The sequence below is a fragment of the Dryocola baronae genome (assembly GCF_051297175.1).
In the GTDB taxonomy this organism is placed as follows: domain Bacteria; phylum Pseudomonadota; class Gammaproteobacteria; order Enterobacterales; family Enterobacteriaceae; genus Dryocola.
In genome coordinates this window covers 3,257,358-3,283,363 of the sequence record NZ_JBINNY010000001.1, presented here as the reverse complement: position 1 = coordinate 3,283,363, position 26,006 = coordinate 3,257,358, and the positions used below count along the sequence as shown (strand labels likewise).

Annotated in this window: 23 protein-coding genes; 8 read left to right on the top strand and 15 right to left on the bottom strand. The window is 58.1% G+C overall.

Going from position 1 to position 26,006, the window contains the following annotated elements:
• Nucleotides 1–7: 7 nt before the first annotated feature.
• Nucleotides 8–1,135 carry a 23S rRNA (uracil(747)-C(5))-methyltransferase RlmC gene (rlmC, locus tag ACSPHG_RS15630; RefSeq protein ID WP_435954425.1) on the top strand — a complete coding sequence of 376 codons (1,128 nt, stop codon included), beginning with the start codon at nt 8–10 and terminating at the stop codon, nt 1,133–1,135.
• A 472-nt stretch (nt 1,136–1,607) separates the two neighbouring features.
• Here rlmC and artJ read toward each other — a convergent pair whose 3' ends face one another.
• The 6 genes from artJ to ACSPHG_RS15600 all read right to left on the bottom strand — a co-directional run bounded on the left by artJ (nt 1,608) and on the right by ACSPHG_RS15600 (nt 6,131).
• A complete protein-coding gene (artJ, locus tag ACSPHG_RS15625) occupies nt 1,608–2,339 on the bottom strand; it encodes an arginine ABC transporter substrate-binding protein ArtJ (RefSeq protein WP_435954424.1) in 732 nt (243 codons plus the stop codon).
• 153 nt (nt 2,340–2,492) lie between these two features.
• Nucleotides 2,493–3,161 carry an arginine ABC transporter permease ArtM gene (artM, locus tag ACSPHG_RS15620; protein WP_435954423.1) on the bottom strand — a complete coding sequence of 223 codons (669 nt, stop codon included), beginning with the start codon at nt 3,159–3,161 and terminating at the stop codon, nt 2,493–2,495.
• Nucleotides 3,161–3,877 (bottom strand): arginine ABC transporter permease ArtQ, encoded by a 717-nt coding sequence (gene artQ, locus ACSPHG_RS15615; RefSeq protein WP_435954422.1) that lies wholly within the window; start codon nt 3,875–3,877, stop codon nt 3,161–3,163. The genes artM and artQ overlap by 1 nt, the downstream gene beginning before the upstream one ends.
• Nucleotides 3,878–3,885: 8 nt before the next feature.
• Entirely contained in the window at nt 3,886–4,617 is a 732-nt protein-coding gene (gene artI, locus ACSPHG_RS15610; RefSeq protein WP_435954421.1) for an arginine ABC transporter substrate-binding protein ArtI, read from the bottom strand.
• 20 nt (nt 4,618–4,637) lie between these two features.
• Complete coding sequence (artP, locus tag ACSPHG_RS15605; protein ID WP_435954420.1) at nt 4,638–5,366, bottom strand: arginine ABC transporter ATP-binding protein ArtP; 729 nt, start codon at nt 5,364–5,366, stop codon at nt 4,638–4,640.
• A gap of 237 nt (nt 5,367–5,603) precedes the next feature.
• A complete protein-coding gene (locus tag ACSPHG_RS15600) occupies nt 5,604–6,131 on the bottom strand; it encodes a lipoprotein (RefSeq protein WP_435954419.1) in 528 nt (175 codons plus the stop codon).
• Between the two features lie 108 nt (nt 6,132–6,239).
• Here ACSPHG_RS15600 and ACSPHG_RS15595 point away from each other — a divergent pair, with 108 nt between their 5' ends.
• Complete coding sequence (locus ACSPHG_RS15595; RefSeq protein ID WP_435954418.1) at nt 6,240–6,563, top strand: heavy metal-binding domain-containing protein; 324 nt, start codon at nt 6,240–6,242, stop codon at nt 6,561–6,563.
• On the top strand, nt 6,560–7,390 hold the full coding sequence (locus ACSPHG_RS15590) for an N-acetylmuramoyl-L-alanine amidase (protein ID WP_435954417.1): 831 nt from the start codon (nt 6,560–6,562) through the stop codon (nt 7,388–7,390). The genes ACSPHG_RS15595 and ACSPHG_RS15590 overlap by 4 nt, the downstream gene beginning before the upstream one ends.
• Nucleotides 7,391–7,395: 5 nt before the next feature.
• Here ACSPHG_RS15590 and ACSPHG_RS15585 read toward each other — a convergent pair whose 3' ends face one another.
• The 7 genes from ACSPHG_RS15585 to ACSPHG_RS15555 form a co-directional block, all read right to left on the bottom strand.
• A complete protein-coding gene (locus tag ACSPHG_RS15585; protein ID WP_435954416.1) occupies nt 7,396–8,406 on the bottom strand; it encodes a 3-beta-hydroxysteroid dehydrogenase in 1,011 nt (336 codons plus the stop codon).
• Between the two features lie 88 nt (nt 8,407–8,494).
• Nucleotides 8,495–9,946 (bottom strand): SDR family oxidoreductase, encoded by a 1,452-nt coding sequence (locus ACSPHG_RS15580; RefSeq protein ID WP_435954415.1) that lies wholly within the window; start codon nt 9,944–9,946, stop codon nt 8,495–8,497.
• 16 nt (nt 9,947–9,962) lie between these two features.
• Nucleotides 9,963–10,964, bottom strand: a complete 1,002-nt coding sequence (gene ltaE, locus ACSPHG_RS15575) for a low-specificity L-threonine aldolase (RefSeq protein ID WP_435954414.1) — start codon at nt 10,962–10,964, stop codon at nt 9,963–9,965.
• Nucleotides 10,965–11,117: 153 nt separating this feature from the next.
• The gene (gene poxB, locus ACSPHG_RS15570) at nt 11,118–12,842 is read right to left on the bottom strand and encodes a ubiquinone-dependent pyruvate dehydrogenase (protein WP_435954413.1); all 1,725 of its coding nucleotides are present in this window, start codon (nt 12,840–12,842) and stop codon (nt 11,118–11,120) included.
• A gap of 103 nt (nt 12,843–12,945) precedes the next feature.
• Nucleotides 12,946–13,914: an NADH oxidoreductase gene (gene hcr / locus ACSPHG_RS15565; RefSeq protein WP_435954412.1), complete on the bottom strand. Its 969-nt coding sequence runs from the start codon at nt 13,912–13,914 to the stop codon at nt 12,946–12,948.
• Between the two features lie 9 nt (nt 13,915–13,923).
• On the bottom strand, nt 13,924–15,576 hold the full coding sequence (gene hcp, locus ACSPHG_RS15560; protein ID WP_435954411.1) for a hydroxylamine reductase: 1,653 nt from the start codon (nt 15,574–15,576) through the stop codon (nt 13,924–13,926).
• Between the two features lie 143 nt (nt 15,577–15,719).
• Nucleotides 15,720–16,619 (bottom strand): LysO family transporter, encoded by a 900-nt coding sequence (locus ACSPHG_RS15555; RefSeq protein ID WP_435954410.1) that lies wholly within the window; start codon nt 16,617–16,619, stop codon nt 15,720–15,722.
• Between the two features lie 230 nt (nt 16,620–16,849).
• Between ACSPHG_RS15555 and ACSPHG_RS15550 the strand changes: the two genes are divergently transcribed.
• Nucleotides 16,850–18,505, top strand: a complete 1,656-nt coding sequence (locus tag ACSPHG_RS15550; protein ID WP_435954409.1) for an ATP-dependent endonuclease — start codon at nt 16,850–16,852, stop codon at nt 18,503–18,505.
• Here the strand turns inward: ACSPHG_RS15550 and ACSPHG_RS15545 are convergent.
• Complete coding sequence (locus ACSPHG_RS15545) at nt 18,502–19,449, bottom strand: VirK/YbjX family protein (protein WP_435954408.1); 948 nt, start codon at nt 19,447–19,449, stop codon at nt 18,502–18,504. The two genes, ACSPHG_RS15550 and ACSPHG_RS15545, sit on opposite strands and share 4 nt — an antisense overlap.
• Before the next feature lie 138 nt (nt 19,450–19,587).
• Between ACSPHG_RS15545 and macA the strand changes: the two genes are divergently transcribed.
• On the top strand, nt 19,588–20,703 hold the full coding sequence (gene macA, locus ACSPHG_RS15540) for a macrolide transporter subunit MacA (RefSeq protein ID WP_435954407.1): 1,116 nt from the start codon (nt 19,588–19,590) through the stop codon (nt 20,701–20,703).
• A complete protein-coding gene (gene macB / locus ACSPHG_RS15535; RefSeq protein ID WP_435954406.1) occupies nt 20,700–22,646 on the top strand; it encodes a macrolide ABC transporter ATP-binding protein/permease MacB in 1,947 nt (648 codons plus the stop codon). The genes macA and macB overlap by 4 nt, the downstream gene beginning before the upstream one ends.
• 83 nt (nt 22,647–22,729) lie before the next feature.
• On the opposite strand, the gene cspD is transcribed toward macB, so the two are convergent.
• Nucleotides 22,730–22,954, bottom strand: coding sequence for a cold shock-like protein CspD (gene cspD / locus ACSPHG_RS15530; RefSeq protein WP_435954405.1), 225 nt, complete (start codon nt 22,952–22,954; stop codon nt 22,730–22,732).
• Nucleotides 22,955–23,277: 323 nt separating this feature from the next.
• Here cspD and clpS point away from each other — a divergent pair, with 323 nt between their 5' ends.
• Nucleotides 23,278–23,598 (top strand): ATP-dependent Clp protease adapter ClpS, encoded by a 321-nt coding sequence (gene clpS / locus ACSPHG_RS15525; protein ID WP_167608508.1) that lies wholly within the window; start codon nt 23,278–23,280, stop codon nt 23,596–23,598.
• A 28-nt stretch (nt 23,599–23,626) separates the two neighbouring features.
• Nucleotides 23,627–25,900, top strand: a complete 2,274-nt coding sequence (gene clpA, locus ACSPHG_RS15520; RefSeq protein ID WP_435954404.1) for an ATP-dependent Clp protease ATP-binding subunit ClpA — start codon at nt 23,627–23,629, stop codon at nt 25,898–25,900.
• Nucleotides 25,901–26,006 lie beyond the last annotated feature (106 nt).

Here is a 26,006-nt window from a genome sequence, read left to right as displayed (position 1 = left end):
TTTTACTATGCATTGCGCACTCTATGATGCTGGCCGTTGCCGCTCCTGTCAGTGGATTGAACAGCCGGTTTCCGATCAGCTCGCCGCTAAAATGAACGACCTGCACAGGCTGCTGGGCGACGTTGCGGTGAAGGAGTGGCGCGATCCCGTTAGCGGCCCGGAGCAGGCGTTTCGCAATAAGGCCAAAATGGTGGTCAGCGGCAGCGTGGAAAAACCGCTGCTCGGTATGCTGCACCGCGACGGCACCCCGGAAGATTTGACCGACTGCCCGCTTTACCCGGCTTCTTTTCAGGTGGTTTTCGCGGCGCTTAAACCTTTTATCGCCCGCGCGGGTCTTACACCGTATAACGTGGCGCGCAGGCGGGGTGAGCTGAAGTACCTGCTGCTGACCGAAAGCCAGCTCGACGGCGGGCTGATGCTGCGCGTTGTGCTGCGCTCGGAAAGCAAGCTGGAACAGCTGCGCGCAGCGCTGCCGTGGCTGCAAGAGCAACTGCCGCAGCTAAAAGTTATCTCGGCAAATATTCAGCCGGTCCATATGGCGATTATGGAAGGCGAGCAGGAAATCCCCCTCACCGAAAGGCGCGCGCTGGAAGAGCAGTTCAACGGCGTGCCGCTGTATATTCGCCCGCAGAGTTTCTTCCAGACTAACCCGACGGTTGCCGCGTCGCTGTATGCCACCGCGCGTGACTGGGTTGGCGAGCTGCCGGTTAAGCACATGTGGGATTTATTCTGCGGCGTGGGCGGCTTCGGCCTGCATTGCGCCACGCCCGAAATGAAGCTGACCGGAATTGAAATAGCGCCGGAGGCCATCGCCAGCGCGCGCCAGTCGGCGGAGAAATTAGGCCTTAACGATATTCACTTCCAGGCGCTGGATTCCACGCAGTTTGCCACTGACCAAAAGGACATTCCCGATCTGGTGCTGGTGAATCCGCCAAGGCGCGGCATCGGCCAGGCGCTGTGCTATTACCTGAACGGCGTTGCGCCAAAATACATCGTTTATTCAAGCTGCAACGCGCAGACCATGGCGCGGGATATTGCGTCGCTGTCGGGTTACCGGGTCGAGCGGATTCAGCTTTTCGATATGTTCCCGCATACCGCGCATTATGAGGTTTTGGCGTTGCTGGTGCGGGTTTAAGCGGGAATGAGAAGTGTCGGATGGCGCTGACGCTTATCCGACCTACGTTTGAGCCGGCAATTATAGGACGGATAAGCGAAACGTCATCCGCCGTATGTTTTGTCATGCGGTCGTAGGGCAGCCGTAGGACGGATAAGCGAAGCGTCATCCGCCGTATGTTTTGTCATGCGGTCGTAGGGCAGCCGTAGGACGGATAAGCGAAACGTCATCCGCCGTATGTTTTGTCATGCGGTCGTAGAGCAGCCGTAGGGCGGATAAGCGAAGCGCCATTCGCCGTATGTTTTGTCATGCGGTCGTAGGGCAGCTGTAGGGCGGATAAGCGAAACGTCATCCGCCGTATGTTTTGTCATGCGGTCGTAGGGCAGCCGTAGGACGGATAAGCGAAACGTCATCCGCCGTATGTTTTGTCATGCGGTCGTAGGGCAGCTGTAGGGCGGATAAGCGAAGCGCCATCCGCCATTGCCGAAAGGATTTACTGCGGGAACCACTTATCGCTGATTTTCTGGTAGGTGCCGTCAGCCTTAATAGCCGCCAGCGCGGCGTTCAGCTTTTTCAGCAGCGCCTGGTTTTCCGGGCGAACCGCAATTCCCAGACCGGTGCCGAAATACTGCGGATCGGTCACGTGCTCGCCCACCGTTCCCAGCTGCGGGTTGGTTTTCAGCCATTCGTTAACCACCGCCGTGTCGCCAAATACCCCATCAATGCGGCCATTCTTCAGGTCGATAATCGCGTTCTGGTAGCTGTCATAGGAAACCGTTTTGATCTCCGGGTGCTTATCCTGGAGGTATTTCTGGTGCGTGGTGCCGTTTTCCATGCCGATGCGTTTGCCTTTTAAATCGGCCAGAGACGTAAACGCCCCTTTTTTGGCGATCACCACGGCGGAGTTGGCGTAGTACGGATCGCTAAAGGCGACCTGCTTGCTGCGCTCGGGCGTGATGTCCATTCCGGAGATCACCGCGTCGTATTTACGAAATTTCAAAGACGGGATCAGGCTGTCGAAGGCGTGGTTGGTAAAGGTACAGTCGGCCTGCATCTGTTTGCATAAAGCATTGGCGAGGTCGATATCAAAACCGACGATCTGATTGCTGGCATCCAGCGACTCAAAAGGCGGATAGGTGGCCGAAGAGCCAAAGTTGATCTTGTCTGCGGCGGTGGCGCTGAACGCGGCCGTAGCGAGCATGGCGGCCAAAAGTAACTTCTTCATATGTGCTGCTCCCGTCTGTCGTGTTTGTTATGTTCGCCGTTTCCCGACGTCAAACAACCTTGCCAGTAAATGAATTTATATTCAATTATTTTGTATAATTATATTTATCAGAATAGAAAAAAGGCGGGGAATATCCCCGCCTTCGAAGGCTTATCAGTTACGGCGTTCAAACACCAGCGCGCGGCGTTCGATAAGCCTCATCAGCAGGGTCAGGATACCGTTGACCACCAGATAAACGAGGCCCGCTGCGCCAAACACCATGACGTCGTAGGTGCGTCCGTACAGCAGCTGCCCGTAGCCCATCACTTCCATCAGCGTAATGGTGTAGGCAAGCGAGGTGCTTTTGAACACCAAAACGACTTCGTTGGAGTATGACGACAGGGCGCGTTTAAATGCATAAGGCAGCAAAATTGCCAGCGTGTCTTTCTTGCTCATCCCCAGCGCGCCGCAGGACTGCCACTGGCCTTCCGGGATGGCGCGGATAGCCCCGTAGAACAGCTGCGTGGTGTACGCGGCGCTGTTCAGGGAAAGCGCAATCAGCGCGCACAGCCAAGGCTCGGAGAGCAGGTGCCACAGGACGGGGTAGTTCTGAATCGACGGGAACTGCCCCGGCCCGTAATAGATGAGGAAGATCTGCACCAGCAGCGGCGTGCCGGTGAACAGCGTGATGTAGGCGCGAACGATATACACCAGCACCGGCGTTTTGAGCGTCAGAATGATGGTGAAAATCAGCGACAAAACCAGCGCCACGGCGATAGAAGCGGCGGTCAGCGTCAGGCTGGTATGCAGCCCTTTCAGAAGCTCCGGTAAATACTCAAGCATCAGCCGGGCCTCCGTTCAAAGCGCGTGGCGCGCGCGTCGATTAACTTCAGGATGTACTGGCTGACCAGCGTAATGACCAGATAGATTGCCGCGGCGATCACGTACCAGGTAAATGGCTCCTGGGTGCGCGTGGCAATGCTTTTGGTTTGCAGCATCAGGTCGTTCACGCTGATAAGCGACACCAGCGCGGTATCCTTAAGCAGCACCAGCCACTGGTTGCCGAGGCCCGGCAGCGCGTGACGCCACATCTGCGGCATCACCAGACGGAAGAAGATCGCCACTTTCGACAGGCCCAGCGCCTGGCCGGATTCCCACTGCCCGACGGGCACCGCTTTCAGCGCGCCGCGCAGCGTCTGCGAAGCGTAGGCGGAATAAAGCAGGGAAAGGGCAATGACGCCGCACAGGAACGGGCTAACGTCGAAGTTTTCAATCTGCATCTGCACTGGAATTTGCGCAAACCCAAGGTTCAGGGTAAAGCCGTCCGACAGGGTGAGCAGCAGCTGAGAAGAGCCGAAGTAGATAAAAAGGACGACCAGGATTTCAGGCAGGCCGCGCAGCACGGTGACCAGCGCTGAGCCAATCCATGCCACGGGACGCCACCTGGCGGACTCCCAGACGGCAAAAAGCATCGCCAGGGCAAGGCCGATAATCAGTGCGCAAACGGCAAGGCCGACGGTCATCCCGGCGGCGCTTGCTAATGGAAACATTTCGTTCATTCAGGCGACTACTTCTGGAACCATTTTTCATAGATGGTCTGGTAAGTCCCATCTTTCTTTACTTTCTCAAGCGCGGTGTTGAACTTCGCCTGCAGGTCAGTGTTGCCCTGACGAACAGCGATGCCCAGACCGGTGCCGAAGTAGCCTTTATCCGTCACTTTATCGCCGATAGGCGCAAGCTTCGGCTCGGCTTTCAGCCATTCGGTTACCACCGCGGTGTCACCGAATACCGCGTCGATACGGCCATTTTGCAGATCCAGCTTGGCGTTCTGGTAGCTGTCGTAAGGCACGGTGGTGATTTCCGGATGTTTATCCATGATGAATTTCTGGTGCGTGGTGCCGTTCTGCACGCCAACTTTTTTGCCTTTCAGCGCCGCGATATCGGCAACTTTGCCTTTCTGGCCGATGAACAGGGCGGAGTTGTCGTAGTACGGGTTGCTGAACAGAACCTGTTTTTCACGCTCGGGCGTGATGTCCATACCGGCCATTACCGCGTCGATGCGGCGGAACTTCAGGCTTGGGATCAGGCTGTCGAACGACTGGTTGGAGAAGGTGCAGGTCGCATCAATTTCTTTACACAGCGCGTTGGCTAAATCGACGTCGAAGCCAACGATTTTGTTGTTGGCATCCATGGATTCAAACGGAGGGTAGGACGCTTCCGTGGCAAAACGAATCGTTTGTGCAGCCGTGGCAGAAAGGCTCAGACCGGCGAGCAATGTAGCAAGCAGAACTTTTTTCATTGTCATTTTCCCATTCAACATCAGTGTGATAGGTAGAATTTAAAGGCTTCGGTTTGCGGGTTGGCAAAGCAACTCGCATCACCTTGTTCCACGATATGGCCGTTTTCCATATACACCACGCGGCTGGCGGTTTTACGCGCCACTTCCACTTCATGGGTCACGATGACCTGAGTGATGTTGGTTTCTGCCAGTTCGCGAATGATGCTTACAATCTGCGCGGTGATCTCAGGGTCGAGCGCGGCGGTTGGCTCATCAAACAGCAGGATCTGTGGCTCCATCATCAGCGCACGCGCAATGGCTACGCGCTGTTGCTGGCCGCCGGAAAGGTGCAGCGGATAGCGGTCCTGATAAGGTTTCAGGCGCAGGCGTTCTAGCAGCTTGTCAGCACGAGCGCGAGCGGCATCCTTGCTTAAGCCCAGCACGCGGCAGGGCGCTTCAATCAGGTTTTGCAGGACGGTCAGATGCGGCCAGAGGTTGTACTGCTGGAACACCATGCCCACGTTCTGACGCAGCTCGCGTATGGCCTTCTCGCCGGGCGTTTTTACGAAGTCGAAATGATTGCCCGCGATGTTGAGCTGACCTGATTTAGGCATCTCAAGCAGGTTGAGAACGCGCAATAGCGAGCTCTTGCCCGCGCCGCTTGGACCCAGCAGCACCAGCGTTTCGCCGTGCGGACACTCTAGCGTGATGTCAAACAGCGCCTGATGCGCGCCGTAAAAGCAATTAATGCCGTTTAGTTGAATACTCATTCGTTGCGGTTACGTTGCGGTTACATAGCAATTGAGGCCGCAAAGATTACCTTTAACAGAATAGTTATGCAATCTTTGTGCGTTAAAACTTAAAAACAACCAAGTTCTACTGTTAAAACTAGCACAAAATAGCGGGGCGGGGTGGGGGTAAGAATAAATGGCGGAGTTATGTGAAAACTCCAGACTATTTATATGGGTTATGACTTTCACCCCGCCGCGAGTGCAAATAAACAGCAATTAGTTGGTTTCAATGGCCTGACGCAGGCTGCCGGAAGGCGCGTGGCTATTGGCCCCGAGGTAGCGAACGTCATCGACGGCCCAGCATTGCCCTTCGCGAATCATCAGCACCTCATCCAGCCAGGTTTGGCTACCTTTGGTCAGCCTCACGCGTAGCGGAATATTTCGTGCATCAGTATTCGGAATGGTGGAAGCCGAAGCGACTTCTGCACTGTCCGCGCCCTGTGCGTTACTGGTGAATATATCGCTGCGCATAAATGCATTTTGCGCGTTCGGCGAAGCGCTGGCTTTCTGTAGCTGCTGCGAAAGCGAATCGCTAAGGTACGGACGCAGGCCGGTCAGTCCGCTGGTGCCCATCGACTTATGGGCTATCTGGTAGTCGTAAAACTGCTGCGCGACGCTATCCGGGCCGCCGTCGATGCACGGGCCGCTGCGGGTGCCAATATCTTTAAACGCTGGGTTAACGGTGCTCGTACAGGCCGTGAGGAGCATGGCGCACGGAAGAAGAGCCAAAACTGAGCTGCGCATTTTTATTTCCTTATTTTCTCAGGAGGACTACCTTAGCATAGCGTATCGTTGTCAAAATGCGTGGCGAGCAAGACGCTAAGATATTGATCCAGCTAAGAGGAGAAGCCAATGCAATTTACCACCACCCCTACGCTTGAAGGGCAGAGTATCACCGAGTACTGCGGCGTCGTGACCGGAGAAGCCATTCTTGGCGCGAATATTTTCCGCGATTTTTTTGCCGGGGTACGCGATATCGTCGGCGGCCGCTCGGGTGCCTATGAAAAAGAGCTGCGCAAGGCGCGTGAAATCGCTTTCCGAGAATTGCAGGAACAGGCGGAAGGCCTGGGCGCTAACGCCGTGGTCGGCATTGATATCGATTATGAAACCGTGGGCAAAGACAGCAGTATGCTGATGGTCAGCGTCACGGGGACGGCGGTGAAAACCCGTCGATGAAAGGCCGTCTTACCGCGCTGCTGGTTGCGGCTCTGCTGACGGGCTGCGCCAGCGAGCAGGGCATCGTCGATAAGGGCAGCTATAAAATCGACACCCGCCGTCAGGCCCAGGCGGCCTATCCGCGCGTGAAGGTGCTGGTGATTCATTACACCGCCGATGATTTTCACGGTTCGCTCTCTACGCTTACGGACGCAAACGTCAGCTCGCACTATCTGATCCCCGACAAACCGCCGCTTGCCGGCGGCAAGCCGGTTATCTGGCAGCTGGTGCCGGAAAGCGAGCTGGCCTGGCACGCGGGCGTCAGCTTCTGGCGCGGTGCCACGCGCATCAACGATACGTCGATCGGCATCGAGCTGGAAAACAAAGGCTATACGCGCCGTGGGGACGTGTTGCAGTTTTATCCGTTTAACGCCCCGCAAATCGACGTGCTTGAGAAGCTCGCGAAGGACATTATCGTTCGCTATAACATTGCGCCGCAGAACGTCGTCGCCCACGGGGATATTGCTCCGCAGCGCAAGGTCGACCCCGGCCCGCTCTTCCCCTGGCAGCAGCTGGCTGAAAAGGGCATTGGCGCCTGGCCGGATGCGTCACGCGTGGCGTTTTACCTGAACGGGCGCGACCCTTACGCGCCGGTGGACACCGCCAGCCTGCTGGATTTACTTTCGCGCTACGGTTATCAGGTGCAGGCGGGCATGACGGAGGCCGAGCAGCGGCGGGTGATCGGCGCCTTCCAGATGCACTTCCGCCCGGCGCTATATAACGGCGTGGCGGACGCGCAGAGTCAGGCTATTGTGGAAGCCCTGCTGGAGAAGTACGGGCAGGGCTAAGGGGCTTAGCGATGATGCAACGTGCCGTGGTCTTTCAGCCACAGCGCGGTGCGGCGAATCCCCTCGTCGAGCGTGACGATAGGCTGGTAGCCTAACTCGGTTTCCGCACGCGTCGTATCCAGCGTCAAATCAAAATTCAGCTTCGACACGCCGTAATGCGTCAGCGCCGGTTCGCGGGCCGACTTGTTGCCGAGCTTTTCCATGCCGCGCGCGATCATGTCCAGCATCGGATAGGGCACGGAGCGGATGCGGCACGTGATGTCTAAATCGTCGATCAGCTTCTGCACGATGGTGCGCAGCGGGCGCGGTTCCATATTGGTGATGTTGTAGGCTCGGCCGGACGGCAGGTTTTCGCGTTCGGAGGCCAGCCACATCGCGTGGACGGCGTTTTCCAGATAGGTCATATCGACCATCGCCTCGCCGCCGCGCGGCAGCAGCACGCTGCCGTACTGGCGCATCATCTGTGCCAGACGCGGGAAGAAGACCTTATCATGCGGCCCGAACAGGCTTTGCGGGCGCAAAATCGTGAAGCGGGTGTGCGGGTTCGCCTGCGCAAGCAGCTGAATCACTTCTTCGCTGGCGGCTTTGCTGCGCGCAAACTCGTTGGCAAAGCGCACCGGGCGGAAGTCCTCGCTGATATTGCGATGGTGGTGATAATCAAAATAGAGCGACGGCGAGGAGATATGGATGAAGTTGCGCACGCCCCAGGCCACGGCCCATTCGCCCAGGCGACGGGTGGCGCGCACGTTGGCGAGGTCGAAGGCCTCCTGCGTGCCCCACGGCGAGGTAAAGCTCGAGCAGTGCCAGAGCGTGTCGACGTTGGCCAGCATTACCTTCGCCTGCGAGGAAACCAGCTCCGTCAGGTCGGCATGCACAAACTCCGCGCCCATTTTTTCCAGCAGCCTGCCCATCGCTTCATTGCGGCCGGTGGCGCGAACGCTGACACCTTTGGCTCGCAGATATTCGACCGCGTTTCGGCCTAAGCCGCTGGTGGCGCCCGTGACCAGTACCTTCATGTAGACCAACTCATTTTGATTGAGATAAACGCGGGCATTTTTCCGTGAAACGGCAACGCTTGCAATGCCCTGTGAGTAAGAATAAGAACTATAGACCCTGTTTGCGCGAAGATTGCTCGGCCAGACGGCAGATTCGCCGCGCCATGCCTTTGAAAATGAACAAATGCGCGGGGATCATCACCAGCCAGTAGAACAGCCCGGCGGTGCCGTGAGGGTGCCACCAGGCGCGGACGTCCAGCGTGCGATGCACGCCTTCGTCCTGCAGGGTAAAGGTCAGCCGCCCAAGCCCCGGCGCTTTCATGCCAAACAGCAGCGCCAGCTCTTTTTGCGGTTCGACGATAATCACTTTCCAGCTGTCAACCGCGTCGCCCACTTCCAGCATCGGGTGTGCGGGCCGCCCTTTCGCAAGCCTGTGGCCAATCATGCGGTCCATCAACGCGCGCGTCTGCCAGAGAATATTGCCAAAAAAGTAGCCTTCTTCGCCGCCAAGCTGGTTCACCACGGCCCATAAATCCCTCAGGCTGGCGCTGGTTTGCACCCTGCAGCCCGCCTGCTTCGGGAAATAGCCGTAATCGGGCCGCCAGCGGGCGTGCGCCTGCGCGTCGTAGCCCCAGTCCTGCGAGTTGGCGAGCTTGTTTTCATCGGCAAGCGTGGCGCGCACGGCGTCGTCAAAGGTCAGCAGCCGCTGGGGAATCAGCGCCCGCAGCTCGCGATCGTCGGCTAACAGATCGTGCTTCAGCCCCTGGATCAGCGACTTGGCGATCGTCGGCGGAACGGAGGTGATCACATTCAGAAACCAGACGGAGATCCAGCTGGTGGGTAGAGGGATTGGAATCAGCGGGCGATGGCGGCCGCTTATCGCCATAAAGCGTTCAAACTGCTGCTGATAGCTGAGCACCTCCGGCCCTGCGGCCTCAAACACGCGGCTTTCCTGGGCGGGGTGGTCGAGCAGGGCAACGAGGTAGAACAGCAGATTTTCAAGCGCGATAGGCGTCGTGCGCGATCGCACCCAGCGCGGCGGCGTGAGCACCGGCAGGTTATACACCATGTCGCGCATCACCTCGAAGGCGGCCGACCCCGCGCCGATGATGATCCCGGCGCGCAGTTCGGTGACCGGCACCCCCGATTCACGCAGGATATCCGCCGTCATCTGGCGGGCGCGCAGGTGATCGGAGCTTTGGTCGCCGTCCGACGCCTGAAGGGAACTGAGGAAGATGATTTGCCTGACGGGATTTTCCGCCAGCGCATCGCGCAGGTTAAGCGCCGCCTGGCGTTCATGGGCTACGAAATCCGGCCCGTCGCCCATGCTGTGAACCAGATAGTAAAGCGTGTCGACGCCCGCGAGCAGCGCCGGAAGATGATGCGGCCACTGTAAGTCTATGCGGCGGCACTCCACGCCCGGCCACTGCTGCTTCTTCAGCCAGTCGACGCGGCGGGCGGCGGCCATCACCTGATGGCCGCTGCGTGATAATTCCGGCACCAGGTGCTGGCCTATATAACCGCTGGCACCGAGCACCAGGATCCTCTGCGGCTGCGTCATCTTCCCTGTTCCTCAGTTACTGCTGGTTGAAGGCGCGCCAGTGGCTGACCACTTCGGCGAGCTGCGCGCGGCTGACGTCGAGGTGCGTGACCAGGCGCGTCACCGGCCCGGCGCTCATCAATACGCCGCGCTCGCGCATGAATTTGCCCAGCGATTCGGTTCGTTCAGCCGGAACGCGGACAAACACCATATTGGTGTCCTGGCGCTGCACGTCGACGCCGATTTCACGCAGTTCACCGGCCAGCCAGTGCGCGTTATCGTGATCTTCCTGCAGGCGCTGCACGTTGTTTTCCAGCGCGTACAGCCCGGCCGCGGCGAGAATACCGGCCTGGCGCATGCCGCCGCCGACCATTTTGCGCCAGCGCGTCGCGCGCTTGATGTATTCGTGGCTACCGACCAGCAGCGAGCCAACCGGCGTGCCCAGCCCTTTGGAGAGGCAAATCGTGAAGGAGTCGCAGTAGCGCACGATCTCTTCAAGCTGGCAGCCGTAGGCCACCACGGCGTTGAAAATACGCGCGCCGTCGACGTGCAGGGCGAGGTTGTGCTTGCGGGTAAATTCCCACGCCTGCTGAAAATATTCGCGCGGCAGCACTTTGCCGTTGTGCGTGTTTTCAAGGCTTAACAGCCTGGTGCGGGCGAAGTGAATGTCGTCCGGCTTGATTTTCGCCGCTACCTTATCGAGCGGCAGGGTGCCGTCCTGATTCGCCTCAATCGGCTGCGGCTGGATGCTGCCCAATACCGCCGCGCCGCCCGCCTCGTAGAGGTAGTTATGCGCAAGCTGGCCCACGATGTACTCTTCGCCGCGCTCGCAGTGGCTTAATAGCGCAACTAAGTTTGCCTGAGTGCCGGTGGGCATAAACAGGGCGGCCTCTTTGCCGCTGATGCGGGCGGCGTAGGCCTGGAGTTCGTTGACCGTCGGGTCATCGCCGTAAACGTCGTCGCCGGTGGGGGCGGCGATCATTTTCTCAAGCATCGCTTTTGAAGGGCGGGTTACGGTGTCGCTGCGTAAATCAATCACGGTAGGTTCCTGAAAAGTGTGGGAAACGGTTTTTTGTAGGGTGGATAAGCGTGAGCGCCATCCACCGGATGATGCGCCAGACACCATGGCGGATGGCACTTCGTTTATCCGCCCTACAATACCTTCAGTTTATTTGAGGGTTAACCCACCGTTTTACCGGAACCAGTTCGTTTTCGCCAGTTCGATAACCTCGTCCCCGCGTCCGCTGATGACCGCGCGCAGCATATAAAGGCTGAAGCCTTTTGCCTGCTCGAGCTTGATCTGCGGCGGCATGGCAAGCTCCTCTTTGGCGACCACCACGTCCACAAGCACCGGCCCGTCTATGCTGAAGGCGCGCTGTAGGGCGCTGTCGAGATCCGCCGATTTCTCAACGCGAATGCCGGTAATCCCGCACGCGGTGGCGATATTGGCAAAGTTGGTATTGTGCAGATCCGTGCCGTCCGTCAGGTAGCCGCCTGCCTTCATTTCCATGGCGACAAACCCCAGCACGCTATTGTTAAAGACGACGATTTTGATCGGCAGCTTCATCTGCACCACGGAGAGAAAATCGCCCATCAGCATGCTGAATCCGCCGTCGCCGCACATGGCAACAACCTGACGTTGCGGCGCGGTGGCCTGCGCGCCCAGCGCCTGCGGCATGGCGTTTGCCATCGAACCGTGGGTGAACGAGCCGAGAAGACGGCGCCTGCCGTTCATCTTAAGGTAGCGCGCGGCCCAGACGGTTGGCGTCCCCACGTCGCAGGTGAAAATCGCGTCATCGGCGGCAAACTTGCTGATTTGCTGGGCGACGTACTGCGGGTGAATCGGCTTGTCTTCGTCGCTCGCCTTAGCCAAATCGTCCAGCCCCTCGCGCGCTTCGCGGTAGTTATCCAGCGCTTTGTCGAGGAAGGTGCGGTCGGTTTTTTCTTCCAGCAGCGGCAGCAGGGCGGAGAGCGTGGCTTTGATGTCGCCGACCAGCGCCATATCGACCTTGCTGTGCGCGCCGATGCTGCCGGGATTGATGTCAATCTGGATGATTTTCGCGTCCGTCGGGTAGAAGGCGCGATAGGGGAACTGCGTGCCGAGCAGGATCAGCGTGTCGGCGTTCATCATGGTGTGGAAGCCCGACGAGAAGCCGATCAGCCCGGTCATGCCCACGTCATACGGGTTGTCGTACTCGACGTGTTCTTTCCCGCGCAGGGCGTGAACGATCGGCGCTTTGAGCTTCGCCGCGAACTGCACCAGCTCTTCGTGCGCGCCCGCGCAGCCGCTGCCGCACATCAGCGCGATGTTATCGTTGTAGCGCAGCAGCTGCGCCAGTTTTTTCAGCTCTTCCTGCTGCGGCACGATGACCGGCTGCGGAGCGGGATACCAGTGCGTGGTGGCCGTTTCAGGCGCGGGTTTAAGCGCCACGTCGCCCGGCAATACCACAACGGAAACGCCGCGGTTCAGCACGGCTTTGCGCATGGCGATCGCCAGCACCTGCGGGATCTGCTCCGGGGATGACACCAGCTCGCAGTAATGGCTGCATTCGCGGAACAGCTCTTCGGGGTGCGTTTCCTGGAAATAGCCGCTGCCGATTTCGCTTGAGGGAATATGCGCGGCGATGGCCAGCACCGGCACGCGGTTGCGGTGGCAGTCGAACAGGCCGTTAATTAAATGAAGGTTCCCCGGCCCGCACGAGCCCGCGCAGACGGCAAGTTCGCCGGTTAAATGCGCTTCGGCACCGGCGGCAAAGGCGGCGACCTCTTCGTGGCGGGTCGGCATCCAGTCGATGGTACCCATGCGGTTGAGGCTGTCGCTGATGCCGTTGAGGGAATCGCCCGTTACGCCCCAGATGCGTTTCACACCTGCGCTTTCGAGAGTTTTTGCCAGATAGGCGGCTACGGTCTGTTTCATCGGTTCTCCTTGTCACGATTCAGTTACCGTTAACAAGCTTAGTCAATGAAATGAAAGGGAGAGGGCAGAATGTGCCACCCGGGGCCGGGCGGCACGATTTATATCAGGCGAGAACCAAATCCCCCTGCGGGTGGCACGAGCAGGCCAGCACGTAGCCGCAGGCGATTTCCGCCTCGGTCAGCGTCATGGTGCTGCTCACGGTGTATTCCCCGGATTCAATTTTCGTTTTGCAGCTTCCGCAAACGCCGGCGCGGCAGGCGGCGTTAACCGGGACGGCGTTGCTTTCCATCGCCGCCAGCAGCGTGCTGCCGACCGGGGCGTAGAACTCGCGCATCGGCTTAAGCGTGGTGAACTTCAGCCCGCTGTCTACCGGCGCTGCGACGGGGGTGAAAAACTTCTCGCTATAAAACTCGCTCACGCCAAGCGCCTTCACCTCTTTTTCCACCAGCTCCATATAGGGGGCGGGGCCGCAGGTCATGACGGTGCGTGTTGCAATGTCCGGCACGGCTTCGAGGATTTCGCGGGTCAGGCGCCCGGCGATAAACCCGTGGGTGGCGTTGTTTTCCGCGACCAGCGTGACCGGGTAGTTGCGCCACTCGTCGGCAAAGATCACGTCCTGCGGCGAGCGCACGTTGAATATCACCTGCACGTCCGCCTGCGGGCGATGTTTTGCCAGCCAGCGGCGCATCGACATTATCGGCGTAACGCCGCACCCGGCCGCCATCAGCAGGAAGCGGTCGCTGGCCTTATCCTCGCAGGTAAACTCCCCCTGGCCTTCGGAAAGCCACAGATAGTCGCCCACCTTCACGTCCTGCGTCAGCCAGCGGGAGCCAACGCCGTTCTCAAGACGACGCACCGTCAGCGTGATGAACGGGCTAAGCCCCGGCGTGGACGAGAGCGTGTAGGCGCGAAGCGTTTCTTCGCTGTTGCGAATGCTCACCAGCGCGTACTGACCGGCTTTGTAGGGATAGAAGTCGTGAGCGATCAGCGACAGCGTCCAGACGTCCGGCGTTTCCTGATGGATGTGATGCACCTGTAAGCGGTGCGGGTACAGCGGCGTTGGCATGGTCATGGCGGCTCCTTACGCGCTCATCAGCTGTTTAATGTCTTCTTCAACGGTGGTAATGGCGCGTAGGCCAAATTTCTCGTTGAGGACGGCGAGCAGGTTCGGCGTCAGGAAGCCCGGCGCGGTTGGGCCGGTGGCGATGTTGGTCACGCCCAGCGACAGCAGGGTCAGCAGGATAACAATCGCCTTTTGCTCAAACCAGGAAAGCACAAGGCTCAACGGCAGGTCGTTAACGCCGCAGCCGAGTTTTTCTGCGAGCGTGACCGCAAGAATAATCGCCGAGTAGGCATCGTTACACTGCCCGGCGTCCACCAGGCGCGGCAGGCCTTCGATATCGCCGAAGTCCAGCTTGTTGAAGCGGTATTTGCCGCAGGCCAGCGTCAGGATCAGGCAGTCTTTCGGCACGCTGGTTGCGAAGTCGGTGAAGTAGCTACGCTCGCCGCGTTCGCCGTCGCATCCGCCCACCAGGAAGATGTGGCGCAGTTTTTCACGGCTCACCAGGTCAATCAGGGTATCGGCCGCGCCTAAGAGGGTCTGGCGGCCAAAGCCGACGGTGATCAGGTGTTCGATTTCGCTGTACGGGAAGCCCGCCATCATCTGTGCCTGGGCAATAACCGGGGTGAAGTCGTCGCCTTCAAGATGGCTTACGCCCGGCCAGCCGACGATGCTGCGCGTCCAGATGCGGTCCGCGTAGGAGCCGACTTCAGGGTTGATGATGCAGTTAGAGGTCATCACCACCGGGCCCGGGAAGCGGGCAAACTCGGTCTGCTGGTTTTGCCAGCCGCTGCCGTAGTTTCCGACCAGATGCTTGAACTTGCGCAGTTCTGGATAGCCGTGCGCGGGCAGCATTTCGCCGTGGGTGAAGACGTTTACACCGGTGCCTTCGGTTTGCTCCAGCAGGTTGTAGAGGTCTTTCAGGTCGTGGCCGGAAATCAGGATGCATTTACCCGCGACCGGGCGCACGTTGACCTGCGCAGGCGTTGGATGGCCGTATTTGGTGGTTTCGCCGTGGTCGAGAATGCTCATCACCTTGAAGTTCATCTGGCCGATTTCCATAGAACAGTCGAGCAGCGCGCCCATGTCCGCAGGCCAGGTGCCGAGCCACGCCATGATTTTGTGGTACTGGGCGTAAATGTCCTCATCGTACTGGCCCAGCACGTGGGCGTGCTCCATGTAGGCCGCAGCGCCCTTTAGGCCATACAGGCACAGCAGGCGCAGGCCGAGTATATCTTCGCCGATGTCGGCCTTATCGCGGTTTGGCGCAAAGTCTGCCGCCTGGCGCTGTAAATCGCCCAGGTCGTCGCTCGCCAGCTGCAGTTCGGCCATTGGGCTGTCGACGACCGTATCTGGATTGACCGCCAGCGTGCGCGCCTTCAGGCTTTCGCGCAGTGCGATGGCATCACGCGCGTAGCCCACGATGCGCGGGGAGTCGAAATTAACGTTGGTGAGCGTGGAGAAGAACGCGCGCGGCGCGAAGCTGTCCACTTCGTGGTCGATAATGCCGGCAGCGCGAGCCGCCACGGCCCAGGCGGACAACCCCTGCAGGGTTGCAATCAGCAGGTCCTGGAGGTCGGAAGTTTCGGCAGTTTTGCCACACATCCCCTGCGCGTAAGAGCAGCCGTTGCCCGCTGGGGTGCGGATTGTTTGTTCACATTGCACACAAAACATGATCGTACCTTTTAAAGTTATATTTAATATACATGTTTAAGGTTATGCCTCGTGCCAGCGTGAGAAAAGGGTTTTTTACCGCAACTTAGAGGGAGATTGATTTAGCGCAAGGTTGGCGGCAGTAGCCTACCGCCAACGGGGTATCAGGAGGCGAAGAATGCCATCAGCAGCGGGGTGAGCAGGCTAAGAATAAAGCCGTGTACGATGGCCGCCGGGACAATTTCCAGCCCGCCGCTGCGCTGCAATACCGGCAGGGTGAAGTCCATGGACGTCGCGCCACACAGGCCAAGCGCGGTAGAGCGGCTTTTCGCTACCAGGCCTGGGATCAGCATAATCGCCAGCAGCTCGCGTATTAAGTCATTAAAGAAGGTCGCGCTGCCGATCACCGGCCCGTAGGATTCGGTCATCAGGATGCCGGAGAGCGAGTACCAGCCGAAGCCCGAGGCCATCGCCAGCCCGGTTTTGATCGGCAGGTCGAGGACAAAGGCGTTAATCACCCCGGCGACCATCGAGCTCATCACCACGACCACGGCGATAATCATGCCGCGACGGTTGAGGACGATTTGCCTGAGCGTCATGCCGCTGTTACGCAGCTGAATACCGACCAGCAGCAGGAGGAAAATCAGCGTGTATTCGCTGGCTTCGGTAGCGTGTTGCAGAAACGCCCAGCCGGTTAAGCCAAGCAGGAAGCCCGCGACCACCACAAAGCAGAGCTTCAGGGATTCAAGCGCCATAGCGATACGCGACGGCAGCTTTTCCTGCCGGTGGGCGTGATGCCACGGGCGCGAGCGCTCCAGCCATAAAAGCGCCGCGGCGTTGCACAGCAGGATAATCACCACGCTCACCGCAGAGTAGTGGAATATCGCCAGCAGGTTGCTCGCAAGGTTGTCGAGAAACGCGAGGCTAATGCCCATGAAAAACAGGATCACATACACAATCCAGCTAAGCAGGCGGTTGATGAGTTTTAAAAGGCTGGCTTGCTGTAGGGGTATAAGGTAGCCGACGACGAGCGGCACTAAGATAATTAATAATCCCGAAAACATGAGGCGCAAAATCCTTGAGCTAATAATAAAAACGGCACGTGTCACACTACCCAAAGAAAGAGAGTGAGTAAAGTTCCGAAATATTGGGGTTTTTATGCAAAGGGGCGGGCAGATCTCAGAGCAGGTTCTGCGACGTAAGTTCCTACGATCTCAAGTTTCTTCCCGCTATACTCGTTTAAAAGCCAGCCATGGCTCCTAAAGGACAGGCAGCACGTTTCTCTGGAGGATGTATGTTTCTCGAACGAGTAGAAGTCGTCGGATTTCGTGGCATTAATCGACTGTCGTTGATGCTTGAGCAAAACAACGTGCTCATCGGTGAAAACGCCTGGGGTAAATCGAGCCTGCTGGACGCCCTGACGCTGCTGCTTTCGCCGCACGAGTCTCTCTATCATTTTAACCGGGAAGATTTTTACTTCCCACCGGGCGATATGCCCGGGCGCGAGCACCATCTCCATATCGTGCTGACCTTCCGCGAAGCGGCTCCGGGCCACCATCTTGGACGCCGCTATCGCAGCCTCGCCCCGGTTTGGATAGAGGGCAGCGACGGCTATCATCGCATTATGTACCGTCTGGAAGGTGAAATGGCGGAGGACGGAACGGTGCTGACGCTGCGCAGCTTCCTCAACGATTTGGGGCGACCCGTTGAATTGGACGATATCGACGCCGTTGCCCGGCAGATTACCCGCCTGAATCCGGTTCTGCGGCTGCGGGACGCGCGCTTTATGCGCCGCCTGCGCAACGGCAACATTCCGGACATGCCGGAAACGGAAATGACGGCCCGCCAGCTCGATTTCCTCGCCCGTGAGCTGGTGTCACGCCCGCAAAACCTTACCGATTCCCAGCTGCGCCAGGGGCTTTCCGCCATGGTGCAGCTGCTGGAACACTATTTTTCGGAGCAGGGGGCCGTGGCGCATCAGCGCCTGATGCGCCGCCGCTCCAGTGACGAACAGCGCAGCTGGCGCTATCTCGACGTCATCAACCGGATGATCGACAAGCCCAACAGCCGCACCCACCGCATGATTCTGCTGGGCATGTTTTCCACCCTGTTACAGGCAAAAGGCGCGGTGAGGCTGGATAAGGACGCCCGCCCGCTGCTGCTGGTCGAAGACCCGGAAACGCGGCTGCACCCCATTATGCTGTCCGTCGCCTGGCATCTGCTTAACCTGCTGCCGCTGCAAAAAATCACCACCACCAACTCCGGCGAGCTGCTGTCGCTGACGCCCGTCGAACACGTCTGCCGCCTGGTGCGCGAATCTTCTAAGGTTGCCGCCTGGCGGCTTGGCCCCGGCGGTATGAACGCGGAAGACAGCCGCCGTATCGCCTTTCATATTCGCTTTAACCGCGCCTCGTCGCTTTTTGCGCGATGCTGGCTGCTGGTGGAGGGAGAAACCGAGGTGTGGGTGATGAACGAGCTCGCGCGCCAGTGCGGCCACCATTTCGACGCCGAGGGCGTGAAGGTTATCGAGTTCGCGCAGTCGGGCCTCAAGCCGCTTATCAAGTTCGCCCGCAGAATGGGCATTCAGTGGCACGTGCTGGTTGACGGTGACGAGGCGGGTAAAAAATACGCCGCCACCGTGCGCGGGCTGCTGGATAACGACAAGGATCAGGAGCGCGAGCATTTAACCGCGCTACCGGCAATGGACATGGAACATTTCATGTACCGGCAGGGGTTCGCGGACGTTTACCATCGCGTGGCGCAGATCCCCGAAAACGTACCGATGAACATGCGCCGCGTGATTGTGAAGGCGATTCACCGATCCTCTAAGCCTGACCTGGCGATTGAGGTGGCGATGGAGGCGGGACGGCGCGGAGTCGAGGCCGTCCCTTCGCTTTTACGCAAGATGTTCTCGCGCGTGCTGTGGCTGGCGCGAGGCCGGGCGGATTAGAACTGGGCGTTGACGTGCTCGGCCATACCGTCGAGCAGCGCGTAGCGGCGGCGGTATTCGGCGCGCTTTTTGCTGGCGATCTCTTCAAGCGGCTTGCGCGCCACCTCGTTGGGCATTTTGAAATAGCCGTCGGCCAGCAGCACGCCGTTCATCGACTGCCAGAAGCTGTCGTAATCCGCATGCAGCTTGCCTTTTTTCTTCTTGTGGTAGCGCCAGCAGCGGTAAATATGCGCGCCGTTGCTGACCGCCAAAATCTGCTGCACTTCGAAATGCTGGGCCAGCATGCAGACGGCTTCCAGCACCAGGCGTTTCGGGAACAGGCCGTGGCAGGCTTTGGTTGCGCTCTGGATCGCCTCGTGCGGCACCCAGGATTTTGCGCCCTGCAGGCCGCCGATAAACAGCGTTGATTGGCCCCGATGCTGGCAGAGGGTAAAGGTCAGCTCCGCCAGAATCGTGCCCTCCTCGTTGAGCATGATAACCGTCGCTTCGCCTTCTTTATCCAGATTGGCCATGGCGCATAAATCGATGAAGTAGCGCGAGCCGTCTTTGCCCTCGAGCTGCGCAAGGCGCGCGCCGCTCGCCGAAAGATGGCGGCGCAGTACCATTTCTGGCAGGGTACGGATCAGCGTTTGATAATGGAAACACAATGCATCCAGTGTATCCTTGCGGTTAAAATTCGCCGTCAGGTAAGGGCGATGCAGGCGGCAGGGCAAGCCCGGCTGCACGCGGAGCAGCTCGTCGAGCAGCGGCTGACGGGCGAGCGTTGACAGAAGTCGGCCCGTGGTAAAAGGCGAGGCCAGAGAGCGAAGCATAAACTTACGGCGATAGCTCGTATTGCGCCACGCGTCGCCGGGCTGCTGCAGTCCCTTTGCTAATGAAAGAAACAGTTGCCAGCCGCTGTTAGGCGTTGTTGTTGTCAGTTGGTTTACGGCAATCTGCGACATAATAAATTCTCGGTTCACGATGGAGAGGGATATTTCACCATTCGTAACCTCAACATAAGTTCAATCAGGCTGACCCCCACGCCGTGAATTTTACGTTTGTTGACACTTTGTTTAACCGTGCATTTTTTCAGGATACCTATGATATTTAAGGGAAAGATAAAGAAACGCTATTGGCTGCTTTTACTGCTGGTCGTGATGTTGGCGATTTGGCTGTGGCAATTTCTCAACGCGCCAACGCCGTCTTATCAGACCATGATCGTGCGTAAGAGCTCGCTTGAGCAGAGCGTGCTGGCGACCGGCAAACTGGACGCCTTGCGTAAGGTTGACGTTGGGGCGCAGGTTAGCGGGCAGTTGAAAACGCTGTCGGTGAACATTGGCGACAAGGTGAAAAAAGATCAGCTGCTTGGGGTTATCGATCCTGAGCAGGCGCAAAACCAGATTAAAGAAGTGGAAGCGACGTTAATGGAGCTGCGAGCCCAGCGTCGTCAGGCGCAGGCGCAGGCTAAACTTGCGCAGGTGACCCTAAGTCGCCAGCAGGCGCTGGCGAAAACCCAGGCGGTTTCCCGTCAGGATCTGGATACCGCAGCCACGGATTTGGACGTTAAGCTCGCGCAAATTGGCACCATCGATGCGCAGATTCAGCGTAATCAGGCGTCCCTTGATACCGCGAAAACGAACCTCGACTTCACGCGCATCGTGGCACCGATGGCCGGTGAAGTGACGGCCATCACCACGCTTCAGGGGCAGACGGTTATCGCCGCCCAGCAGGCGCCTAATATTCTGACGCTGGCCGACCTCAGCACGATGCTGGTGAAAGCGCAGGTTTCCGAGGCTGACGTTATCCACCTCAAGCCGGGCCAGAAAGCCTGGTTTACCGTGTTGGGCGACCCGCTCACGCGCTATGAGGGCAAGCTGAAGGATATTCTGCCGACGCCTGAAAAGGTCAACGACGCTATTTTCTATAACGCCCGTTTCGAAGTGCCGAACCCGCAGGGCGTGCTGCGTCTGGAAATGACCGCGCAGGTACACATTCAGCTCGGCGGCGTAAAGGATGTTCTGACCGTTCCGCTGGCGGCGCTGGGCGAACCGATTGGCGATAACCGCTACAAGGTTACCGTGCTGCGCACCGGCGAAACGCGCGAGCGCGAAATTACTATCGGCATGCGTAACGACACTCAGGTGCAGGTGCTGACCGGGCTGGAAGAAGGGGATGAAGTCGTTATCGGTGGAATCCCTGCCGGGAGCGCGCAATGACGGCGCTGCTTGAGCTGAAGGATATTCGCAGAAGCTATCCGTCCGGCGACGAGCAGATTGAGGTGCTCAAGGGCGTCAGTATTACCATCGAAGCCGGTGAAATGGTGGCGATCGTTGGCGCATCCGGTTCGGGTAAATCGACGCTGATGAATATTCTGGGCTGCCTCGATAAACCGTCGAGCGGCAGCTATTCCGTGGCCGGCGTGGACGTTGCGGCGCTGACGAGCGACGAGCTGGCGACCCTGCGCCGCGAGCATTTCGGGTTTATCTTCCAGCGTTACCACCTGCTGTCACATCTCAACGCGACGCAGAACGTCGAAGTTCCTGCCGTCTATGCCGGCACGGCGCGGGTTTATCGCCAGCAGCGTGCCCGCGCGCTGTTAATGCGTCTTGGGCTGGCGGAGCGGGTGGACTATCTGCCTTCGCAGCTTTCCGGCGGCCAGCAGCAGCGCGTCAGTATCGCACGCGCGCTGATGAACGGTGGACAGGTGATCCTCGCCGACGAGCCGACCGGGGCGCTCGATACCCATTCGGGCGAGGAGGTGATGGCCACGCTCAAGCAGCTGCGCGAGCAGGGGCATACGGTGATTATCGTTACGCACGACCCGCTGGTGGCGGCCCAGGCGCAGCGCATTATTGAAATCCGCGATGGCGAAATTATCAGCAATCCGCCAGCGGTGAAGCAGGCGTCGGCGGCGAAGGGCGCGACCTCATCCCGCCCCGGCGTTTCGCCTTTGCAGCAGATTTTTAGCAGCTTCCGCGAGGCGTTCGCCATGGCGTGGCTGGCGCTCGCCGCCAACAAGATGCGTACGCTATTAACGATGCTGGGCATCATTATTGGTATCGCCTCGGTGGTGTCGATCGTCATCGTCGGCGATGCGGCCAAGCAGCTTGTGCTGGCCGATATCCGTGCCATCGGTACCAACACCATAGACATTTACCCCGGTAAAGACTTCGGTGACGACGACCCGCAGTACCAGCAGTCGCTGAAAAATACCGATCTTGCGGCCATCGAGCGGCAGCCATGGGTGGAATCTGCAACGCCGTCTATCTCCAGCAATTTGCGCCTGCGCTATGGCAACGTGGATGCGGCCGCGAGCGTCAACGGCGTTAACAGCCAGTATTTCAACGTCTACGGCATGACGATGAGTCAGGGCACGGCGTTCAACAACGAGCAGCTTGCCGGGCGCGCGCAGGTGGTGGTGCTGGACAGCAACAGCAAGCGGCAGCTCTTCCCGAATAAAGCCAACGTGGTGGGGGAGGTGATTCTGGTAGGCAACATGCCTGCGACGGTGATTGGCGTGGCGGAAGAGAAGCAGTCGATGTTCGGCAGCAGCAAGGTGCTGCGCGTCTGGCTGCCGTACGACACCATGGCGAGCCGCGTGATGGGGCAGAGCTGGCTCAACTCGATTACCGTGCGCATCAAAGACGGATACGCCAGCCACGAGGCGGAGCAGCAGCTTAATCGCATCCTCGAGCTGCGCCACGGCAAGAAAGATTTTTTCACCTATAACATGGACAGCCTGTTGAAAACGGCTGAAAAGACCACACGTACTCTTCAGCTGTTCCTGACGCTGGTGGCGGTTATTTCGCTGCTGGTCGGTGGGATTGGCGTGATGAATATCATGCTGGTGTCGGTAACGGAGCGCACGAAAGAGATTGGCATTCGTATGGCCGTCGGCGCGCGCGCAAGCGACGTTCTGCAGCAGTTTTTGATTGAGGCCGTGCTGGTTTGTCTGGTTGGCGGCGCGCTGGGGATTTCGCTGTCGCTGCTGATTGCCTTTACGCTGCAGCTGTTTTTACCGGGCTGGCAGATTGGCTTTTCGCCGATGGCGCTGCTTACCGCATTTGCCTGCTCTACGGCGACCGGCGTGCTGTTCGGCTGGCTGCCCGCTCGCAACGCAGCGCGACTTAATCCTATTGACGCGCTGGCCCGCGAGTAGTAATGGTGGTGACCTTACGATAAAAATGCCAGCCGTAAGGGCTGGCATTTTGACTTGAGGATGTACACAATAAAATGCAGGGGTTAAGCGACCGCCGCTTCCGCTTCAATAGGGAGTATTAGACTGGCGTGATTGCCTTTTGGCCCCTGATGTACATCAAACCTGACAACTTGCCCGGCTTTGAGCGTTCTGTAACCATCCATCTGGATGGTGGAATAATGGGCGAAGATGTCTTCGCCGCCACCTTCAGGGCAGATGAACCCGAACCCTTTGGCGTTATTGAACCATTTAACTGTACCCGTCTCCATGCTTCTACATCCTTCGTAAATCTTAATAGTGAGATGGAATGAACCGGTGGGTAAGGGCGGGCTGTTCAAAACCTCGCCAACTCACGCCAGTACAATGTAGATAATTTAATCACTGCGTCAAGCGTTCAACGGGGGGGAAAGGGCGAAAATCAGTCAAAAATTTGAAGCAGTTAACGCTATTGGCATTATTGTGACGCAGCTCGCGCACGGTGAAAAACAGCTCTTTTTAACGCAATCCGCTGCTGTTGCCAAAAGCGTATTACACTCAACCTAGGGGCCTCGTCTGGATAACCCCAGACGGTTAAACATGATGACGATTCGCAATGGGTAAGACGAACGACTGGTTAGACTTTGACCAATTGGTGGGCGATAAACTGCGCGAAGCGCTAAAACCCCCCTCTATGTATAAAGTTATGTTAATGAACGATGACTACACGCCGATGGAATTTGTTATTGACGTGCTGCAAAAGTTCTTTTCTTATGATGTAGAGCGTGCCACGCAATTGATGCTCACGGTTCACTATCAGGGTAAGGCCATCTGTGGCATCTTTACTGCAGAAGTGGCGGAAACCAAGGTAGCGTTGGTGAACCAATATGCCAGGGAGAACGAGCATCCTTTGCTGTGTACGCTAGAACAAGCCTGAAGAAGGCAAAAATTTGGGGGAGGTGCCTATGCTCAATCAAGAACTGGAACTCAGTTTAAACATGGCTTTCGCCAGAGCGCGCGAGCACCGACATGAGTTTATGACCGTCGAGCATTTGTTACTGGCTTTGCTCAGTAACCCGTCGGCCCGCGAAGCGCTGGAAGCGTGTACCGTGGACCTGGTGGCGCTACGTCAGGAACTCGAAGCCTTCATCGAACAGACCACACCGGTGCTGCCGGCCAGTGAAGAAGAGCGCGATACGCAACCTACGCTCAGCTTCCAGCGCGTGCTGCAGCGTGCGGTATTCCACGTCCAGTCCTCTGGCCGCAGTGAAGTAACTGGCGCTAACGTGCTGGTTGCTATCTTTAGCGAGCAGGAGTCCCAGGCGGCCTATCTGCTGCGTAAACACGAAGTCAGCCGTCTTGATGTGGTGAACTTCATCTCCCACGGCACGCGTAAAGACGAGCCAAATCAGGCGTCGGGTTCAGAAAATCCGGTCAACGAAGAGCAAGCAGGCGGGGAGGAACGTATGGAAAACTTCACCACCAATCTCAACCAGCTTGCGCGCGTGGGCGGTATCGATCCGCTGATTGGCCGCGACAAAGAGCTGGAGCGCGCCATTCAGGTGCTGTGCCGCCGTCGCAAGAACAACCCGCTGCTGGTGGGTGAATCGGGCGTGGGGAAAACGGCGATTGCCGAAGGCCTCGCCTGGCGCATCGTGCAGGGCGACGTTCCGGAAGTCATGGCGGACTGCACCATTTATTCGTTGGATATCGGCTCGCTGCTGGCGGGCACGAAATACCGCGGTGATTTTGAGAAGCGCTTTAAGGCGTTGCTCAAACAGCTTGAGCAGGACCAGAACAGCATTCTGTTTATCGATGAAATCCATACCATCATCGGTGCGGGCGCGGCGTCTGGCGGCCAGGTTGATGCTGCAAACCTTATCAAACCGCTGCTGTCGGGCGGCAAGATCCGTGTTATCGGCTCCACGACCTATCAGGAATTCAGCAATATCTTCGAAAAAGACCGTGCCCTGGCGCGTCGCTTCCAGAAGATCGATATTACTGAGCCGAGCGTCGAAGAGACCGTGCAGATTATCAACGGGCTGAAAACCAAGTACGAAGCTCACCACGACGTGCGCTATACCGCGAAAGCGATTCGTGCGGCGGTTGAGCTTGCGGTGAAATACATCAACGACCGTCATCTGCCGGATAAAGCCATCGACGTTATCGATGAGGCTGGCGCACGTAGCCGCCTGATGCCGGTGAGCAAGCGTAAGAAAACCGTCAACGTGGCGGATATCGAAACCGTTGTGGCGCGCATCGCCCGCATCCCGGAAAAAAGCGTGTCCGCAAGCGATCGCGATACGCTGAAGAACCTGGGCGACCGTCTGAAAATGCTGGTGTTTGGTCAGGATAAAGCCATTGAGGCGTTAACCGAAGCCATCAAAATGAGCCGTGCCGGACTGGGTCACGATCATAAACCGGTGGGTTCATTCCTGTTTGCTGGCCCAACCGGCGTCGGTAAAACGGAAGTGACGGTGCAGCTGGCGAAATCGCTGGGTATTGAGCTGCTGCGTTTTGATATGTCCGAGTATATGGAACGCCACACGGTGAGCCGCCTGATTGGCGCGCCTCCGGGTTATGTTGGCTTTGACCAGGGCGGCCTGCTGACCGACGCGGTTATCAAGCATCCGCATGCGGTTCTGCTGCTCGATGAAATCGAGAAAGCGCACCCGGACGTCTTTAACCTGCTGCTGCAGGTGATGGATAACGGCACGCTGACCGATAACAACGGGCGCAAGGCGGACTTCCGCAACGTTATCCTGGTGATGACCACCAACGCAGGCGTGCGTGAAACCGAGCGTAAGTCTATTGGCCTGATTCGTCAGGACAACAGCACCGACGCGATGGAAGAGATCAAAAAGATCTTTACCCCGGAATTCCGCAACCGTCTGGATAACATTATCTGGTTTAACCACCTCTCCACCGAGGTTATTCATCAGGTGGTCGACAAGTTTATCGTCGAACTGCAGGTACAGTTGGATCAGAAAGGCGTTTCCCTGGAAGTTAGCCAGGAAGCACGTGACTGGCTGGCCGAAAAAGGCTACGACCGGGCGATGGGCGCACGTCCAATGACGCGAGTCATTCAGGACAACCTGAAGAAACCGCTGGCTAACGAACTGCTGTTTGGAACGCTTGTGGATGGCGGGCAGGTAACCGTTGCGCTGGACAAAGCCCAGCAGCAGCTGACCTATAACTTTGCCAGCGCGCAAAAGCACAAACCGGAAGCGGCGCACTAGCCGTGAAAGGGACGTAAAAAAAGGCCGGGTAATCACCCGGCCTTTCTATTAAATGAAGCTTTGCTTTTCATCGCAGCCGCTGTGGAACAGGCTGCGGAATTAAAAA

Bases quoted from the DNA above. Each gene is read 5' to 3' on its own strand.
- rlmC (WP_435954425.1), top strand. From the start codon at position 8: ATGCATTGCGCACTCTATGATGCTGGCCGTTGCCGCTCCTGTCAGTGG.
- artJ (WP_435954424.1), bottom strand. From the start codon at position 2,339: ATGAAGAAGTTACTTTTGGCCGCCATGCTCGCTACGGCCGCGTTCAGC.
- artM (WP_435954423.1), bottom strand. From the start codon at position 3,161: ATGCTTGAGTATTTACCGGAGCTTCTGAAAGGGCTGCATACCAGCCTG.
- artQ (WP_435954422.1), bottom strand. From the start codon at position 3,877: ATGAACGAAATGTTTCCATTAGCAAGCGCCGCCGGGATGACCGTCGGC.
- artI (WP_435954421.1), bottom strand. From the start codon at position 4,617: ATGAAAAAAGTTCTGCTTGCTACATTGCTCGCCGGTCTGAGCCTTTCT.
- artP (WP_435954420.1), bottom strand. From the start codon at position 5,366: ATGAGTATTCAACTAAACGGCATTAATTGCTTTTACGGCGCGCATCAG.
- ACSPHG_RS15600 (WP_435954419.1), bottom strand. From the start codon at position 6,131: ATGCGCAGCTCAGTTTTGGCTCTTCTTCCGTGCGCCATGCTCCTCACG.
- ACSPHG_RS15595 (WP_435954418.1), top strand. From the start codon at position 6,240: ATGCAATTTACCACCACCCCTACGCTTGAAGGGCAGAGTATCACCGAG.
- ACSPHG_RS15590 (WP_435954417.1), top strand. From the start codon at position 6,560: ATGAAAGGCCGTCTTACCGCGCTGCTGGTTGCGGCTCTGCTGACGGGC.
- ACSPHG_RS15585 (WP_435954416.1), bottom strand. From the start codon at position 8,406: ATGAAGGTACTGGTCACGGGCGCCACCAGCGGCTTAGGCCGAAACGCG.
- ACSPHG_RS15580 (WP_435954415.1), bottom strand. From the start codon at position 9,946: ATGACGCAGCCGCAGAGGATCCTGGTGCTCGGTGCCAGCGGTTATATA.
- poxB (WP_435954413.1), bottom strand. From the start codon at position 12,842: ATGAAACAGACCGTAGCCGCCTATCTGGCAAAAACTCTCGAAAGCGCA.
- hcr (WP_435954412.1), bottom strand. From the start codon at position 13,914: ATGACCATGCCAACGCCGCTGTACCCGCACCGCTTACAGGTGCATCAC.
- hcp (WP_435954411.1), bottom strand. From the start codon at position 15,576: ATGTTTTGTGTGCAATGTGAACAAACAATCCGCACCCCAGCGGGCAAC.
- ACSPHG_RS15555 (WP_435954410.1), bottom strand. From the start codon at position 16,619: ATGTTTTCGGGATTATTAATTATCTTAGTGCCGCTCGTCGTCGGCTAC.
- ACSPHG_RS15550 (WP_435954409.1), top strand. From the start codon at position 16,850: ATGTTTCTCGAACGAGTAGAAGTCGTCGGATTTCGTGGCATTAATCGA.
- ACSPHG_RS15545 (WP_435954408.1), bottom strand. From the start codon at position 19,449: ATGTCGCAGATTGCCGTAAACCAACTGACAACAACAACGCCTAACAGC.
- macA (WP_435954407.1), top strand. From the start codon at position 19,588: ATGATATTTAAGGGAAAGATAAAGAAACGCTATTGGCTGCTTTTACTG.
- macB (WP_435954406.1), top strand. From the start codon at position 20,700: ATGACGGCGCTGCTTGAGCTGAAGGATATTCGCAGAAGCTATCCGTCC.
- cspD (WP_435954405.1), bottom strand. From the start codon at position 22,954: ATGGAGACGGGTACAGTTAAATGGTTCAATAACGCCAAAGGGTTCGGG.
- clpS (WP_167608508.1), top strand. From the start codon at position 23,278: ATGGGTAAGACGAACGACTGGTTAGACTTTGACCAATTGGTGGGCGAT.
- clpA (WP_435954404.1), top strand. From the start codon at position 23,627: ATGCTCAATCAAGAACTGGAACTCAGTTTAAACATGGCTTTCGCCAGA.